Source organism: Dawidia cretensis (genome assembly GCF_018598175.1).
GTDB classification, from domain to species: Bacteria; Bacteroidota; Bacteroidia; order Cytophagales; family Cyclobacteriaceae; genus Ohtaekwangia; species Ohtaekwangia cretensis.
Genome location: NZ_JAHESE010000008.1, coordinates 50325 through 66051 on the forward strand (window position 1 = coordinate 50325; position 15727 = coordinate 66051).

The 15727-nt window shown below is 53.4% G+C and carries 16 protein-coding genes; 2 read left to right on the top strand and 14 right to left on the bottom strand.

Annotated elements, in window-relative coordinates:
- Positions 1-142 precede the first annotated feature (142 nt).
- From KK062_RS10630 to KK062_RS10680, 11 genes are all read right to left on the bottom strand, one after another.
- Positions 143-904, bottom strand: coding sequence for a GntR family transcriptional regulator (locus KK062_RS10630; protein ID WP_254084274.1), 762 nt, complete (start codon positions 902-904; stop codon positions 143-145).
- Positions 905-990: 86 nt separating this feature from the next.
- On the bottom strand, positions 991-1308 hold the full coding sequence (locus KK062_RS10635) for a transcriptional repressor (RefSeq protein WP_254084275.1): 318 nt from the start codon (positions 1306-1308) through the stop codon (positions 991-993).
- A 3-nt stretch (positions 1309-1311) separates the two neighbouring features.
- Positions 1312-1611: a cupin domain-containing protein gene (locus KK062_RS10640; RefSeq protein ID WP_254084276.1), complete on the bottom strand. Its 300-nt coding sequence runs from the start codon at positions 1609-1611 to the stop codon at positions 1312-1314.
- On the bottom strand, positions 1608-1961 hold the full coding sequence (locus tag KK062_RS10645; RefSeq protein WP_254084277.1) for a bleomycin resistance protein: 354 nt from the start codon (positions 1959-1961) through the stop codon (positions 1608-1610). The genes KK062_RS10640 and KK062_RS10645 overlap by 4 nt, the downstream gene beginning before the upstream one ends.
- A gap of 104 nt (positions 1962-2065) precedes the next feature.
- A complete protein-coding gene (locus tag KK062_RS10650; RefSeq protein WP_254084278.1) occupies positions 2066-3490 on the bottom strand; it encodes an HmuY family protein in 1425 nt (474 codons plus the stop codon).
- A gap of 37 nt (positions 3491-3527) precedes the next feature.
- Positions 3528-5591 (bottom strand): TonB-dependent receptor plug domain-containing protein, encoded by a 2064-nt coding sequence (locus KK062_RS10655; RefSeq protein WP_254084279.1) that lies wholly within the window; start codon positions 5589-5591, stop codon positions 3528-3530.
- A 1-nt stretch (position 5592) separates the two neighbouring features.
- Entirely contained in the window at positions 5593-6687 is a 1095-nt protein-coding gene (locus tag KK062_RS10660; protein WP_254084280.1) for a hemin-degrading factor, read from the bottom strand.
- Positions 6688-6716: 29 nt separating this feature from the next.
- The gene (locus tag KK062_RS10665) at positions 6717-7523 is read right to left on the bottom strand and encodes a heme ABC transporter ATP-binding protein (protein WP_254084281.1); all 807 of its coding nucleotides are present in this window, start codon (positions 7521-7523) and stop codon (positions 6717-6719) included.
- Positions 7523-8590, bottom strand: coding sequence for a FecCD family ABC transporter permease (locus KK062_RS10670; protein ID WP_254084282.1), 1068 nt, complete (start codon positions 8588-8590; stop codon positions 7523-7525). The genes KK062_RS10665 and KK062_RS10670 overlap by 1 nt, the downstream gene beginning before the upstream one ends.
- A 6-nt stretch (positions 8591-8596) precedes the next feature.
- Positions 8597-9454 (bottom strand): heme/hemin ABC transporter substrate-binding protein, encoded by an 858-nt coding sequence (locus tag KK062_RS10675; RefSeq protein ID WP_254084283.1) that lies wholly within the window; start codon positions 9452-9454, stop codon positions 8597-8599.
- Between the two features lie 179 nt (positions 9455-9633).
- Complete coding sequence (locus KK062_RS10680) at positions 9634-10284, bottom strand: LuxR C-terminal-related transcriptional regulator (protein ID WP_254084284.1); 651 nt, start codon at positions 10282-10284, stop codon at positions 9634-9636.
- A 414-nt stretch (positions 10285-10698) separates the two neighbouring features.
- Here KK062_RS10680 and KK062_RS10685 point away from each other — a divergent pair, with 414 nt between their 5' ends.
- Both KK062_RS10685 and KK062_RS10690 read left to right on the top strand, forming a co-directional pair.
- Complete coding sequence (locus KK062_RS10685; protein ID WP_254084285.1) at positions 10699-11064, top strand: hypothetical protein; 366 nt, start codon at positions 10699-10701, stop codon at positions 11062-11064.
- 121 nt (positions 11065-11185) lie between these two features.
- Positions 11186-11713 carry a ferritin gene (locus KK062_RS10690; protein WP_254084286.1) on the top strand — a complete coding sequence of 176 codons (528 nt, stop codon included), beginning with the start codon at positions 11186-11188 and terminating at the stop codon, positions 11711-11713.
- Between the two features lie 52 nt (positions 11714-11765).
- Here the strand turns inward: KK062_RS10690 and KK062_RS10695 are convergent, their stop codons facing one another.
- From KK062_RS10695 to KK062_RS10705, 3 genes are read right to left on the bottom strand one after another with little or no spacing between them, the layout of a single operon-like run.
- Positions 11766-13355: a class I SAM-dependent methyltransferase gene (locus KK062_RS10695; RefSeq protein WP_254084287.1), complete on the bottom strand. Its 1590-nt coding sequence runs from the start codon at positions 13353-13355 to the stop codon at positions 11766-11768.
- 17 nt (positions 13356-13372) lie between these two features.
- On the bottom strand, positions 13373-14299 hold the full coding sequence (locus KK062_RS10700) for a ribose-phosphate diphosphokinase (RefSeq protein WP_254084288.1): 927 nt from the start codon (positions 14297-14299) through the stop codon (positions 13373-13375).
- Between the two features lie 12 nt (positions 14300-14311).
- Positions 14312-15721, bottom strand: a complete 1410-nt coding sequence (locus tag KK062_RS10705) for a nicotinate phosphoribosyltransferase (RefSeq protein ID WP_254084289.1) — start codon at positions 15719-15721, stop codon at positions 14312-14314.
- Between the last annotated feature and the right edge of the window lie 6 nt (positions 15722-15727).

Below are 15727 nucleotides of genomic sequence, written 5' to 3' on the forward strand. Positions count from 1 at the left end.
ATACTGAATAACCGCAAAGCTAGGTTGGGAACGTGTATTGTCCTATCACCCTGGAGGGTTAAAAATGTCTACCCTTAAAAGGGTAGACGGAGCGTGAGCGTGAATACAGACGGTTTTTTCGCTCTCACACTCACCCTGGCTCTCAGCGCCGGATGTCGATTTCATAGGTGAAGCTGTCGCCGCGATAGTAGCCGAGGTTGTATTCCACCGGCCGGTTGCCCGGATCGCACACGATGCGTTTTCGGAACAGCACGGCGTCACCTTTCTTCAGACCCAGTTTTTTGGCAATTTCTGTTTTTGCCGATACCGCACTGATTTTCTCCCTGGAGATGGTGGGAATGGTGTGATAATCATGTTCCATGATCTCGTACAAGTGTCGGGAAAAGTCTTCTTTGCCGGTGAACCCCACGCGCGGGTGGAAGTATGAGATGAAGTATACAAACGGACCGTTGCCGGTGCCCCGCAGGCGCTCCAGCCGCAGCACGCGTTTATCTTGCTCAATGCCGAGACTCAGGGCTACTTCTTCGTCCGCGTTGACCCAGGAGACCTTGATGCTATGGTTGATGGACTCTACGCCCTGGTTGTGCATCTCGTCGCTGAAGCTCAACCAATTATCCAGGCGTGTGCTGACGGTCTTCTTGACGACGGTTGTACCAACCCCTTTCTTCCGCACCAAGAGGTTTTCGTGTTGCAGTTTGTTGGTTGCCTGACGGATCGTATTACGCGAAATGCCCAGCCGCTTGGCCAGCTCTACTTCTTTGGGCAGTAGCTTTCCATTTTGAAAATGCGGGCTTTCAATCAATTTCCGCAGCTCGTTCTCTACTTGAATGTGCAACGGTATAGGGCTGCTGTGGTCGATCTTAAAATCGCCGGGATCTTTCTCGGATTTATCCTTTACGGCCATGGTACATGAGGGTCACAAGCCGCAAATTAGACATGTGTGAACATAAAAACAACGTTACGCGTGAGGTATCGTAATGATTATGGATTTTAAGGCTGCCCACGTGTTAAAAGTGTGATGCTCTGGCATTGCAAATGGTATATCTGAAGCTTCCGCTGTGGGTCATGGCTGATTATCAGCAGTCCCACGCGCACCAGCACCGCCAGGGTATTGTATACTGTCGACCGGCTGACACACCGGCCCTGGTTACACAGACGCAGGTATACCGATTCGGCGTCGAAGGAGCCATGGCCGTTGAGGATTTCTTCCAGAATACGCTTTTTCTTTGCCGTCAGGGTAATATCCTGACTGGCCAGTGTGCTTTCGGCCAACGCTACAAAATACTGGGCGGACTTTTCACTCAGCATATCTTATTCGTCTGCAAAGGTTGTAACAACGGACGGCCCCATGACCGAGATCACTTCAAAGCTCGTCATTGCGCGCAAGCCATACGGCTGCCCGGCCGGCACCACCAGCGTCTTGCCACGCGATAATTCGTGATCGGTACCATTGAGGTGTATAATCAAGCGGCCTTTCTTGACTATCATGAACTGCTCCCCCGTGGCATACCGCGTACGCAACCGTTGGCGTTCAGCACCCGCCAGCTGCACAACCTTAAAGAGGTCATTCTGATACAGCGCCCGCTCTTCAATGTGCAACGGCATGTTCATTGGACGCCAAAAGAAGGTTGACCAAATTTCAACACGTTACCGTCGGGATCGCCCACGTAGAATTCTTTCACACCCCAGGGCCGATCCTCCAGGTGGAGACGCACAATGCCCTTCCGCTCACAATGCTCATACAGTTCCTCAATATCTCCCGACACGCGAAAGTACAGGCTGGAGTTTTGTGGAATAGCCGGATCGGTGCAATGCCACAAATGGATTTCAATATCATCGCGTTTGAGGATGATCAGGTCTTCGTACTGACGATGCAATACAAAGTCCAGCTTGCGTTCATAAAAGTCGCGCGAGCGCGCCAGGTCGAGCGACGGAAGCTGTGGGATAGCTTGGCGGATCATAACATTATTATCAGAATAACAGAAAAAAGAGAGCGGTCTTAGGCTTGTTACCTACAGCAGCCGGGACAGCTGTTGTCCCGGCCCGTGTAGGTTTAAAAGAACTATTATCCCTTCACAACAAGTTTGTATTCAATCAACGGCTTACCACGCGTGCCACCATCTGCCGCGTGGAAGTTTATAAACCGTAGCTTGTAAACGTTTTCATACGTATCCTTTACCACATAGTACCGGTCAGTCCGTACACCGACCACATCGGTGCTGCCCGGAGGCGCAGACGTTACGCGCCAGCCAGAGCCGATCACATCGCGTTGGCCATCAAACTTCAGGCTTGCTACATGGCTGGCCGCGAATTGGTCGTATGATACTGTGGTTTCCAGCACCTGCACGGCTGATACACCGCCGCGACTGTTGATGAACACCAGATCCGAATAGGCATACGGAATACCCTGCGGTGCTTTGTAGATGCTATACGTCCACTCGATGTCCCACTTCTCGCGTGCAGGTGCCACGTTTACAACGCCACCCGTGGTAAACGACACGTACGTAAAGTCATTCGTAGCGGACTTCGTTATTTCGATCTCGGTAAACTCACTTGACGTCAGCGGAGCGTATTGCACTTTGTAGCCCGCTCCGTTGCGGAGCACACGAAGTTTGATGAGGTTCTCCGGCGCATCAACAATGCCAAAACCACCTGTGCGGTTGATCACATATACTTTGTTATCCGCTTCGGTAGCCGAGATTTCTTTAATGGCGGTTTTAGTCAGGTCACCGGTTACATCGTCAATGATATCGAACGTGCCGGCACCCTGACCCAGGGCCAGGCCTTCTGTGTTAACATTCTCTGCTGTAACGTCAACTAAATCCGTCGCATCGACAGCGATCACCGACGCCGCGGTGGTGTTGTTAATAATAACCCAGAACTCGTCACCACTATAAAAACCGAGATCCCATGACTTGCGGGCTACACCCGTCTGCTGGTTGCTGCTAAAATCTACAAACACCGAGTTACCTGCGCTCGAGCCCAGCTCATCGCTAATGATGCCGTTCAGCGTCATCTGCTGTCCTTCCGATACGATGGGCGAGAACGACACCGTCACGGTCGACTTCTCTCCTATCACCGCGTTTTGTGCTGCGGTGCCAACAGTGAAGATGATGGAAGCATCACCGTCCAGAAACACGTCGCTCTTGCGCAGCACCTTAAACGACACTGTGCTGGAAGCCGTCGGTACCGATACCGTCAGCTTACCATCCGTCGCAGCCGGTTCAGTCGTGAAGTGGGTGCCATACTGTACGCCCGTAGCGACAAAGCTCACGGTAAAGTCGGTGGCCACATCTACGGCACGCGACAGGTTTAGTTTTATTTCGGCTTCTTCCTGGCCATCTTCCAGACCTAATGTAGTGGCCTCGAAGTCTGCCTCGTTGGCCGGAAGTGGGGGATCATCATCGCTACATGCGTTGATCACAAGCACTAAGAGTACAATACTACACGCGGTAGCAGCCAACTTCAGAAATCTGTTCAAGCTATTCATAAGAATTTAGATTATGTAAAAATTATAGGTGCTCATGTTATTTGGTAAGGTGAAAGTACAGGGACAGGAAGTAGGAGCGGCCGTAGCTCATCGGTACATCTCCCCCACCGCTGTGCGCGTTGCCAACATCCAGGGACGTATTGCGCAGCGTCGTCACGTCCAGCAGGTTTCGTACTCCCAGTGTCAGGTCCAGCATCCGGTTGATTCGTTGGGCCACGGTGAAATCCGCCCATTGAAAGTTTTCGCGGGTGGCCAGGCGTGTGATGGGCTCGGTGCTTCCTTCCGGCGTAACGGTCTCGTAGTTGGAGCTCTTGCCGGTGTATTTGTAGTACAGGCTCACCGTAGTAGCCGGCTTGCTCCAGGTATAGGCCACGTTGGTACGCACCTCTGGCGACCAGAGCAACTCCAGATCACCTTCCGCAGCCTTCACCGGGTCAGACACGCCGATATACGAAAAGCCCAGGGAAACCTGCAGACCACCGTACTGGTAGTTGTTGTCCAGTGTTGTACCGATTGTACGCGACTTTGTAATGTTCTCATACCGCGAAATCCTACCCGATGGCACCGATGGGTCGGCCACCGTAGCGAGAATGATCTGATCTTTAAAGGTGTTGTAGAAACCGGCCAGTGTTGAATTCAACTGAGACTTGTTTCCCGTGTACGCCTGCCAGGCCAGCGAGCCGATAAAGCTGTTAGAGTACTCGGCCTTCAGATTCTCATTGCCGTAGACGTCGTGGCTGGCGTCGTGAAAGCTGAAGTATAATTCACGCAACGCCGGCGAGCGAAAGCCATACGCATAGGCCCATCGTAGATCCAGTCGCGACGAGAGCTGAAACTTGGTGTTCACGGAAGGTACTACAGGTGGGGCATCGTATGCCGAGTTGTGAATAAACCGTACGCCGGGCCGAATGTTCAGGGACGACGTAGGCTTGAACTCCGCCGTGGCAAAAACAGCATAGTCGTTTATCTCTCGTTCGCGGTCTATGCGGTCGCCGGCACCTTTGCTGAGGTTGATGTCATAGCCGGGTTGCAGAGAGATGCGATCCGACAACCGGTATAGGAACGTGCCGCGGCTCATGGCCATGCTAAAGTTCGTCTCGTCTTGTGTACCCGCCCCGGGTGAGAGCCAGGTTGCGCCCGTCGCCATGTCGTACAGCACCGTGCGGGTGCGGCGCGAATAATCCTGGTAGCTGGCCACGCCGTTGTATACCAGTCGCTCAGTGAGGTTCCAATCCGCTTGCACCTGGTGATTGTACCGATGCGTGATATATTCCTTGTCGACGGCCTGCCCCACCCGCGGGTTATACGTCCCCAGGCTGTTTATGGTCTCGTCTGTATAGTTCAATCTATAGCGCAGCGTGAGCTTGCCGGTGGAAAATCCTACGTTGCCCATGCCGAGCCACTGCTCTTTGGGGTGCCACCGCATGGGCTGTGCCGGCAGGTCGCTGGGATAGTGTCCTTCGTTCCAGCCACCGGAGTTGTTACGCGTGACCGAACCACCCGCCGACCATTTACCACGTTGCCAATGGGCGCCCACACTTTCATTATGCACACCTTTGTCGGTAAAAGGATCGTACTCGTCCCCCGCGGTCTCTTCCAGCACGCGTGCTTCGAGGTTCCAATGGCCATCGTATTTTTTAGTAATGATGTTGAGCACACCGGCCAGGGCGTCGGTGCCATACATCACCGACATTGGTCCCTCCACGATCTCGATGTGATCCACGGTATTGATATCGATCTGATTCAGGGCTTCGCGGCTTTCGCCGCGCTCCAGTAACGGCACACCGTCCAGCAGAATCTTCACAGCCTGTCCACCCATGCCCATCAACCGGATATCGCTCGTACCCAGGGCCAGGTCGTTCGTAAAACGAACTCCCAGCTCCGTCGCGAGCACACTCTGCAGATCGGTAGCGCCTCGTCGCACGATCTGTGCGTATGAGATGGTGCGCACCTGGTATACGGACTGCCGGATCGACTGCGGCTCGAACTGGCCAGTGACTACCACGTTCTGCAGCTGCGTCGTACGAAGCGAATCCTGTGCGTATAGCAACGGCCCTTGCCAGGCCAGCAATACACTGGCGATTGCCAATCGGTATTTCATATTACAGGGCTGGTAAGTTTTCGACGATGCTGCGCCACTCGAGCTTTTCGGGTATGCCCGGTTTGCGCAAGCCAAAGAATTGGGCAACCAGGTTGCGCTGTTTGTTAAACAGCTCCACCGACGTAACAAACCCTTCCGTTGTATTTTTCTTTACAACCCATGCCGTATCCACCAGGTCCATGCGCAGGTGCATGTTGAAGTCGGGATCGAGTACATTCAGCCACGGCTCGGGACCATTGTGGCCGCGTTCCAGCAACCGAATGGTGCGCACCTTGCCCTGGTGTATCTGCAAGTTGCCGCGGTTGCCGGCGAAGATCATGATGGGAAGCTTTTGCGCGGCGGCCTGTTCCAGAATGACCTGGGGTGTAGCCTTGGCATTAAGCTGGTAGGTATATTTTCCCCGTGCGACTTCCAGCGCATGGTAGCGGTCCACTTTGTGACGACGCAGCATGCCAAAGAATTCGTGCGTGTCTTTCAACTCACTCCACTCTTGCAGAAAAGCCGCTTCGTTTTCGGGTCCTTGCAGTACTTCTGCTGCGTAGACCGACACCGGTTGCTCCGGGCTTTGGTCGGGCGAACGGAAGTCTTCGATCAGGCGCGCATAGGCTTCTTCATCGCTCTTCTCTTGCAGGTATATTTTGGTGATGGCTTCGCCCGAGCGATCAAACACCTGAATGCTCTTCAGCACCCGGTCGGTTTTCTCTTCGGTGGCGGCGAAGGCTACGTGCCAGGCGTGGAAGAACACACGGCTTTCGATGGGACCAATGACCGTCGCCATCGACCGTGGACCGGCATCAATAATATCGATCTCCTGAAAGAGTCCTTTATGTTCCAGGATACAGGCGTCGTTGCGTGTAAGCGACATGACACGACCGAGTGTCGTAAACCGTCGCAGCAGCTCCGGCCAGGGCCCTTGCAAGCGCACTACCTGCGGACCGATCTTCGTGGCGAGCAGCTCGGCCTCGCTGGCTCCCAAGGCCCGGGCTGCTTCCCGAATGCGAATACCGGGCTTCGTTTGTTGCAGTGATTCCCAGGCTTCGGCCAGCGCGTTTGCGCCAGCAGCTGCAGATGTTTTAGTTTGAGTTGAAGTTTCCACGTGTTATTCTTTTTGTCTTGCGTTATAGATTATTTACCCACCGCGATAAACCGTTCAGCAGGATCGCTGGCCGGAATGATATACGGGTGGCCGGTGACCGGGTCGCGGTATAAATTGACGCGACATCGGAACGTTTCTTCAATATTACTTTTTGTAAATACCTCGCCGGCGGGGCCGTTTGCTACCACCTGGCCATCGCGTAGAAAGTATAGCGTGTCGGCATACTGCACCGCCTGGTTGAGGTCGTGCACGATCGCCATTACGCCGATGTTGCGACGGCAGACCGTACGGGCCAGGTGAAAGATGTATTGCTGTTGGGCAATGTCCAGGCTGCTGGTGGGCTCATCGAGTAGAATGTACCGCGGGTATACCGTTTCGTCCCACATCTGCGCCAGCACACGCGCCAGTTGTACGCGTTGTTTCTCTCCGCCCGACAGGGTTTGATATTGACGATCGCGAAAAGCCAGCGTACCGGTTACGGTCATGACCGCTTCACAAACGGCCCTGTCTTCTGTGGGCAATGCCCGGCGGCCGTGACGGCCCAGGGCTACTACCTGCTCCACGGTAAAGGTAAATTGAACGGTAGTGCTCTGCGGCAACACGGCACGTACATGCGCCAGCTCACGCGGTGTATATGAACCAATATCCTGTCCATTAATACTCACTGTTCCCTGGCTGGAGCGGTGCTCGTGCGCCATAACCTTCAGCAGTGTGCTTTTGCCGGCACCATTCGGGCCAACAATCGCCGTAAAGGCACCGGGCATCACCTGCAGGGATATACCATCCAGGATCGTTTTTCCCTGGGTGCGAAACGCTATTTGATTGGCTTCGTACATTATAGCTCGTGTCTCTTTTTTGCGTTTAATAAAAGGGCCACAAAGAAGGGTGCGCCGATCAACGCCGTCACGACACCAATCGGCAGTTCTGACGGGCTGACTACCGTGCGTGCGATAACATCGGCCAGCACCAACAGCAACGCACCGCCCAACACCGAGGCCGGTAACACCAGCCGGTTATCCGCCTGAAACGACAGCCGGATAACGTGAGGAACTACGAGTCCGATAAAGCCGATCATGCCCGCCAGCGATACACTTACACCCACCGCCAGTGCGGCAAAAAGTATGATTAGTTTTTTAGTGCGTTCTACATCTACACCGATGTGATAAGCCTCGGCCTCTCCCAGCGCGAGCGCATTCAGCGAGCGTGCAAAGAAGAGCAGCGCCCCCGTTGATCCGATCAGAAAGGGCGCCGCGAAGCCTAGCTTTTGCCATGTAGCGCCACCCAGATCACCGAGTGTCCAAAAGGTAAATGTGCGCAGTTGATTGTCGTCGGCATAGAAGATTGCCAGGCCGATGACCGCTTCCGCGAGCGCATTCAGCGCAACGCCTGTCAGGATCAACACCGCCACATTGGTGCGCCCCAGCTCGCTGCTCAGGCGTAACACCAGGAAGGTAGCCGAAAGCCCGCCCGCAAAGGCAACGATGGGCAAGAGCGAATCATACACCCACGCCGCGAGGTATAGCGACAACGGACCACCAAAAACAATAAGCACGACCACCGCGGCCGCTGAGCCACCCGATACACCGATCAGGCTGGGCTCTACCAAAGGATTCCGGAAGAGTCCCTGTAATGCCGCGCCGCTCACGCCCAACGCACCACCGATCAGAATTGTCATGACAATGCGCGGTATCCGGATCGACGACAATACCACGGTATGCATTTCATCCACCGCCGTGCTGTGAAAAAGACCAAGCTTCTGCAGCAGGATCACCACCACATCGCCGGCCGGTATCGATACGGCGCCAATGGTGAGCGAGAATATAGTCGCCACCAATAAGCTGCCACCGAGGCCCGCCAGGACAACCGTGGTACGATAATCGCGCAAAGTCACTGCACCGTTCATGCTTCGTTATTTGGTTTGTAGCTCGGGGTGCAGTAATACAACCAATGCCTTCACGGCTTCACCGAAGCGCGGGCCAAAGTTGGTCAACATCAAACTGTCGAGGGAGACGATCTGTTTCTTCTTGCCAGCCGTCGTTTGTGCGATACCGGGCACTTTTAGCACGCCTTCAACACCCCCCAGGCTTTGTACACCGGCGTCGATCATCACCAGGTAGTCAGGGTTAGCTGCAATGAGCGCCTCTGTATTTAGCGGCTTATATCCTTCTATATCTTTCACCGCGCTGGTCGCGCCGGCATAGGGCAATATCTCACCAAAGGTGTTGGTACCTGCTACACTGACTGTCGCGGTGCCTCTATTGTAAATACAAATCGCCGTCGGTGTTGCCGTCGCGCGTTTCAACATCGCTTTCGCCTCGGCCAGCTCACCTTCGATCTTGGCAATCAACTTTTTACCTTCGGCCTCGCGGTGCAGCGCCGTCGCGATCTGTTGTATGAACTTGCGCGTATCGTCAAAAGTATATTTTCGGTCTACGACCACGAGCTTCACGCCACTGCCGGCAAGTTGTTGCAGCACTGCATCGTCTACATAATCTTTCTCCGCTATAATTAAGGTCGGCTTCAATCCCAAAATACCTTCAGCGTTAATGCTGCTGCGGTAACCAATGGAAGGCAACTTCTGAATCTCTGCCGGGTACAGGCTCGTACGATCCGAAGCAATGATCTTATCACAATCTCCCAGGGCGCATACCGTCTCGGTTAACGCACTGCCTGCGGTAATAATGCGAAGCTGCTGTGCAGAAGAAGAGAACGATATACCTATAATAAGGAGAAATAGAACAATGCGGTAGGCGCTAGATTTACTCATTCTGTTTAGATTAATTCTAAACAAAAGTAGAACAGCATGTCATCCCGCGTCAATCGCTTGCAGCGGGCATTTTTGATTTACCTTGTGGGGGTTAGTGTGTATGCGGCGGGTGTATCACCTGGGAGCTATATATCTTCATACATCCAGGCTAGGCGCATACCTTCTACAGGTGATGACTGTTACCTCGGTTTAATGAGACCGAAGTCAATTGCATAGATCACAAACTCCGTGGGCGACTTAATGCTGAGCTTGCGGATGATACTCTTGCGATGTGTTTGCACTGTATGCGGGCTCAGGTGCAAATCGTCTGCAATTTTCTGGGTGGAGTTACCCATGGCCAACAACTTGAGGATTTCGGTTTCGCGGGTGGTGAGAACATTGACGGCTGCCTGTGGTATCTCGGCACCGAAATGTTTCTCCATAATGATATCGAGTATCTTGTGGCAATAGAACTTCTCGCCCCGGGACACTGACTGGATCGCCATCATGATCTCTTCACGGCTACACTCTTTTGTCAAATAGCCTTTTACCCCTGATTGTAGCACGTCGAGAATGTTGCTCTTATTATCATCCGATGAAATGATGAGCACCTGTGTCTGCGGAGAAATGTTCTTTACAGCATGAATATCCTGCCGGGTAATAAAGCCACTCAGGTTGTAATCAGCAATGAGTAAGTCGGGGGTGTGTTTACGAAGCAGGGGTTCCAGCAGCTCACGTTTCGTTACCTCATCAATGATGTTGGCATTGTCGTTGGCACCAAGAAATTGCGTGAGTCCTGCGGCGGTTAGAGGCTGGTTGTCGGCTAATAGAATACGAATGGGATCCCTCATGGACGTGGTTTGTTAGTAACCAACCTATTTAGACTAATTCCAAACAAAAGTAGACACGAATTCGTTCAGAATCAAGGTTTCTTTCACTAAAAGAGGGTACTAGCTTCCATGACGAGAGAAGGAAGAAGGCAGCAAAGCGCTTTGCAACGCCCTAAAATCAGGGAAAAGTGTATCAACCGATCAACGGCCGATCCTGGCCTGCAGGGTTACGTAGATTCCCCCATCGGCGGGGATGATCCCCGGCCCGGAGTAGCTCTCAGCGACGAGGGCTCGGATAGCCTAAAAGGAGGCCGGTTTTCCGGTTGTTGTTTTTAATGAATTGACTAACAGATAGATGTGTAATTATCCTTATTTAGATTTTTTCTACGGAAAGGTGTATTGGAATACAAACTTGTCGCTACATTTGCTCTCGAAATGCACGCTTTGGAAAATCAGGTGACCGATACGCTCTTACTTACGCTCTCACGCGCCGGAAGCAGATTTGCGTTGGTGGTGGGCGAGAAAACGTTTCAGCAGAACATCTGTGAGTTCATGCTCACGTTTTCGTCCATGCAAGGGAAAAACATGGATGAGTACCTGAACAACCTGGCAACCGAGTTCGATCAGGTGCGTGTGCCCCTTTCCGGCTGCGGCAGATCCGTTACACTGTCACTTTCTGATTTTGCCCGGCTTCGTTCGCTGTACGGGCAGCAGATGTTTGATCTCAAGTTGGAAGATATGCTCATGCGCCAGGGAATCTCCACGCACGAAACTGCCCTCCGGCAGACAGTCTGTATATAGACTTGTTTTAAATAATACTCATTTCGCGTCGTTTCTTAGATCGTGTTATCTAACGCGGTATTTTTGTTTAATGAACACTGAGTCCTGCTATTTAGGCGACCTGTGATAAACAAAAAAGAACATGCAAACTACTTCAATACTCCGTCAGAAAACCTCTCTTCAGGAGAGTGTTTTGGACATCCTGAATCAACAAATGGGTGTAGAAGCCCATTCATCAGCCTTATATCTTTCCATGTCGGCCTGGTGTTATGCGCAAGGTCTTCGCGGCTGTGGCGAATTCTTCAGAAAGCAATCTGACGAAGAGCGCGAGCACATGATGAAGATCTTCCACTACATTACCCATGCTGGGGCATTGGCGCTATCGCCGGAAGTCGGCAAGGTAGAACGCAATTTTGAAGATCTGCGCTCGGTCCTGGTAGCAGCACTCGACCAGGAAATCCAGATCACTGAGAACTTCAATAAGATGACCGAGCACTGTCAGAAAGCTCGTGATTTTCAAACAGCACGGTTCCTTCAATGGTACCTGGATGAGCAATTAGAGGAAGAGCGTCAGGCACGCCGTTGCATCGAAATATTCGACCTCATGAATGCGAAAGATGCATTGTATGATATCGATCGCGAAATCCACGATCTCAAAAAAGGCGAGTAAATTCGATTTACCATCGTACTCTATAGAAGAGGCTGCCCCACAGGGCAGCCTCTTATTTTTTCTCCGCCAGCAGCAGCATGTTGGTGACCGGATAGGCCAGCGGCATCAGCTCCCCTCCGTGCACTGTGAATAGCGCTACTTTGCCCACAAGCCTGTTGTCGACAATCCATTCGTTGACATAAGCCTTTGAAGCCGGCACCACGGTAAAGCCCACTTCTTCCAACGCGTGCTTCCAATCGGCAAAGCTCCAGAACGTAAACGTCTCGTGCATCTCGCTCTCCCAGTTGTCGGTATAATCCTTGCGGCTCATGAACTCGCACGCATCACCGAGCGACAGTCGAACATAACGCGCTCCTTGGTGCTCCACGTCCTCATACGCCAGCGTGTATCCTTCTTTTCTCCGGAAGTCCCGGGCAAAGCGACGGAAGCGTGCTGCGGTAGAAAGTCCCTCGAGGTGCTGCGCCAGCGCTTCCCGCGTTTCAGCGGCTTTGAAAACATCATCATCGCTTCCGTCCGTTTCATTTAACTTCATCAACACCGACTGGTGTTTGTTTTCCGGGCCTACTACGTCGCGGTTTATCCAGACGCCACCCGAACGAAGCTCCGCGTAGCGATTGCGAATAAAGACAAGCAGGTCGGCACGGCTGCCGTAGGATTCGATCTCGTGCGTAAGCGACGACGTATGGATCGTGTCCATCGAGTTCGGCTCGAAGGCCAGGCCCGTCACGGCGTTGCGTTGGGAGAAGAATACAAAAGGATTCTTAAACTCACCGTTGTGTTTTCGTTGTTGGCAGATGTCAAAAAGGTGGCGCGCTACTTCGATGCCGTAGAAGTCCGACTCGCGCAGCCGCACGTCATCGCACGCAAGCTTAATCCATGAACCTACGGCACAGCCAATGTCGCCTACACGCCCCGGACGGATGTACGGTGCGGTATCGGTATACTTCAATGCGGCGATGGTGTCCATCTGGCGCACGTAGGTGTTGTAGTCGCGAGTGGTGGTGATATCACCGTCGTCACCAATCATGGTATCGCGGAATAGCAACTGCACCTTGCTCGCCAGGCGATACTGTTGCCACAGTGCGCGTGACGAAGGATGCATGTGATCGTGTATATAGCGGTCATCCTCCCACGCACCGCTTGTGGCAATCTTTTCAACAACGTCCCACGGCAGGGCGGTATTGTGTTGCCAGGTGCGGCGGTCGGTCAGCTCGGCCGGCAAGATGGGAAAGCCGAGCGGCTCATACATTTCCAATACAGGCGTTGAACAGATTACCGCGGTATTGCCTGCGTGCAGGTCCAGCTGGCCGTCGCTTTCGTGACGAATGCGTTTTAAGGTGTAGGTGGCGAAGTTGCTCAGGCTGCCCACGTCGTCGATGCCATAGATATATACCGGCACACCCAGCGTGGCCGTGAACTCGCGAATGGCCAGTGCGCGCAAATAAAACGGCAGCGGATTGCGGCGGGTATTGCTGTGGTTGGCCGACGTCACGGCGAACACGATCGCGTCGATGTCACCGGCGGGCAACGCCTTTCCGTGGATGTCACGCGCGGTGTGCAGACCGTTGGACAACAGACCCAATAGGTAATGAAACTGGAAGTTGGTCAGGAGCTGGTGGCGTCCGGGAAAGAGCAGGTACATGCTCAAAGATAACGCTTTTAGCCCATCTGGCTAAGGCTTTTGTTGGTCACCAGGTGCTCGATGGCGCGGGCCAGCAGCTCGGCGCACGTCACGATCTCGACCTTCGGGTGATCCAGCTCGGCCACAACGGTGTCGGCCATGTACAGTTTCTCCAACCGCGAGTTCGTGAGGTTGTCCAGTGCAGGGCCGCTCAACACACCGTGCGTACAGTATGCACGGACCGACCGGGCGCCGTGCTCCATCAGCAGATCAGCCGCCTTACACAACGTACCGGCCGTATCCACCAGATCGTCCACGATAATGATGTTCTTGCCCGTCACGTCGCCAATGATCTCCATGTGCGCTACCTGGTTGGCTTTGAGGCGCTCTTTGTTGATCACCACCATGTCGGCGTCCACGTGCTTTTTGTATTGCTTGATGCGCTTGATGCCGCCAAAGTCGGGGCTGCACAGACAAAGGTCGGGCAGGTTGAGGCTTTTGATGTGGCCCACAAACAGCTTGAGCGACGAGAGCGGGTCAAGCGGTATTTTGTAAAAGCCCTCGATGGCGTTGGTGTGCAGGTCGAGGGTAATGATGCGGTCAGCGCCCATTTGCTGGATGATGTCGGCAATGATGCGCGAGGAGATGGAGGTGCGCTGGTTGTCCCGCCGCTCCTGGCGGCTGTGCGGCAGGTACGGCAACACCAGCACGACCTCGCGGGCCGAAGAACGACGGGCAGCATCAACGGTCAGCAGCAGCTCAAAGATGTTCTCATACGGCATGTTGATCTTGGCGATGAGAAAGACGGTCTGGCCCCGGACGCTTTCGTTGAAGCGTACAAAGAGCTCGCCGTCCGAAAATTTCTCGCAGTGGATGTGGTGCAGCGGCATGCCCAGGTGGGAGGCAATGCGTTCGCTGAGAACCCGTGCGGTCGAGGTACTGTAGATCTTGATGTTGTTTTCCATAAAAGCGTCGTACTAGGCTTGGTTGCGTATGGATGCAAAGGTATACTCTTTCTTGATCTCTCCATTCTCGAAGACCGTTTCTAAAATGTCGGGCAGCCCTGCCTCCGCTCCTTCCGCCACCGTGCGGAAGCCGGCGCTGTCGCGCACAAGCTTCAAACGGCCTGCTTTGGAAGTTTTGAACGACTGCACCAGGTTGCCGTTTTCGTCCATCTCCTTCGGTGACTTCTGCACCATGACCGGACGACCGTCTACTTCTGCATATGAGCACTTCAAGGCAAACTTCTGGGTATCGCGATTCACCTTTTGCAGCAACGCACCGCCCATACCCAACACCAGGTTCTCGGCCGATATGCCGTCTTTCTTTAGTGCTTCATAGATGGTCTGGATAGAATCGTAGTCTACACCGTCACCCTGTATAACACGGATCTGCGGCGGCAGCACCCGGTAGCCCTTGCTGTTTACGGTAAAGCCAAACTTTTCAAACATGAGCTGGAAGATCGTCTTCAGGGTCATGACGGGGTCGCCGCTGTCAGGACGCACTACCAACCGGCCGTTGCGCGCCAGGATGCGGTCTTTAAATACACCACCCCACAGGTTGCTCACGGCGTGAAACACGTCGTAGGAGTCCGATACACACGCGAGTATACCTTCGGGATATGCGTTCAGCACATGGTCAAAAACTTTCTCTTCGCCACCCTGGCCGAGCAATGTCATGATGGAGTGCTCTGTCGCCGGTACCGACAGACCGTATACTTTGTCGGCTTTGTAATACTGCTGGGCGAACACCGATGCATACACCGTGTCGCTCCCCCTGAAGCTGAGCAAATGTGCCGAACCGCCAAGCCCCGCACTCTCCACAGAGCTCACACCGCGAAAACCAAAGTCGTTCAGAACGAAGTCAATGCCACCGTGTGCTGCTGCATCAACGGTATCATCGTAGTAACGTTTTACGACCTTGCGCACCTGGTGTGACAGTGTGGCCACTGTGCTGGGGTACCATACCTGCATCAGCAGCGTTTCCAGGAAGTTCGTTAACCAGTAGCAATTCGGGTCGGTGTTTTCAATCGTCATTAACACCTGGCGCACGGGCACGGCCATACCTTCGGGCACGGCCTTGATGCGCACGGGCAACCGGCCGCCGTGTTTGTTTAGTATGTAGTCAAAATTCTCGCGCTTAAAAACACCCTTACGGCCAAAGACCTGCTCCATGAGCTGTTCAGCAGCGTCTACATCTGCACGGGTAAACGTCTCACCTTGCAGGTATTCTTTCAGAAAATATTGCAGTCCATAAAAGACGGTTTCATCAAACATGCCGCCGCGGCTTTCCAGGTAGGAGTATATTTTTTCAGTGCCGGGATAATATAAGGCGTGATGGGAATATTTATACGCGTCAGCCAGTAGAAGGAGATTGTTCGTTTTCATACCGAT

What these genes read in the sequence shown, in the direction of transcription:
- KK062_RS10650 (WP_254084278.1), bottom strand. Translation starts at nt 3,490, where the DNA reads ATGAATAGCTTGAACAGATTTCTGAAGTTGGCTGCTACCGCGTGTAGT.
- KK062_RS10695 (WP_254084287.1), bottom strand. Translation starts at nt 13,355, where the DNA reads ATGTACCTGCTCTTTCCCGGACGCCACCAGCTCCTGACCAACTTCCAG.
- KK062_RS10645 (WP_254084277.1), bottom strand. Translation starts at nt 1,961, where the DNA reads ATGATCCGCCAAGCTATCCCACAGCTTCCGTCGCTCGACCTGGCGCGC.
- KK062_RS10680 (WP_254084284.1), bottom strand. Translation starts at nt 10,284, where the DNA reads ATGAGGGATCCCATTCGTATTCTATTAGCCGACAACCAGCCTCTAACC.
- KK062_RS10690 (WP_254084286.1), top strand. Translation starts at nt 11,186, where the DNA reads ATGCAAACTACTTCAATACTCCGTCAGAAAACCTCTCTTCAGGAGAGT.
- KK062_RS10670 (WP_254084282.1), bottom strand. Translation starts at nt 8,590, where the DNA reads ATGAACGGTGCAGTGACTTTGCGCGATTATCGTACCACGGTTGTCCTG.
- KK062_RS10685 (WP_254084285.1), top strand. Translation starts at nt 10,699, where the DNA reads ATGCACGCTTTGGAAAATCAGGTGACCGATACGCTCTTACTTACGCTC.
- KK062_RS10635 (WP_254084275.1), bottom strand. Translation starts at nt 1,308, where the DNA reads ATGCTGAGTGAAAAGTCCGCCCAGTATTTTGTAGCGTTGGCCGAAAGC.
- KK062_RS10640 (WP_254084276.1), bottom strand. Translation starts at nt 1,611, where the DNA reads ATGAACATGCCGTTGCACATTGAAGAGCGGGCGCTGTATCAGAATGAC.
- KK062_RS10665 (WP_254084281.1), bottom strand. Translation starts at nt 7,523, where the DNA reads ATGTACGAAGCCAATCAAATAGCGTTTCGCACCCAGGGAAAAACGATC.
- KK062_RS10655 (WP_254084279.1), bottom strand. Translation starts at nt 5,591, where the DNA reads ATGAAATACCGATTGGCAATCGCCAGTGTATTGCTGGCCTGGCAAGGG.
- KK062_RS10705 (WP_254084289.1), bottom strand. Translation starts at nt 15,721, where the DNA reads ATGAAAACGAACAATCTCCTTCTACTGGCTGACGCGTATAAATATTCC.
- KK062_RS10700 (WP_254084288.1), bottom strand. Translation starts at nt 14,299, where the DNA reads ATGGAAAACAACATCAAGATCTACAGTACCTCGACCGCACGGGTTCTC.
- KK062_RS10675 (WP_254084283.1), bottom strand. Translation starts at nt 9,454, where the DNA reads ATGAGTAAATCTAGCGCCTACCGCATTGTTCTATTTCTCCTTATTATA.
- KK062_RS10630 (WP_254084274.1), bottom strand. Translation starts at nt 904, where the DNA reads ATGGCCGTAAAGGATAAATCCGAGAAAGATCCCGGCGATTTTAAGATC.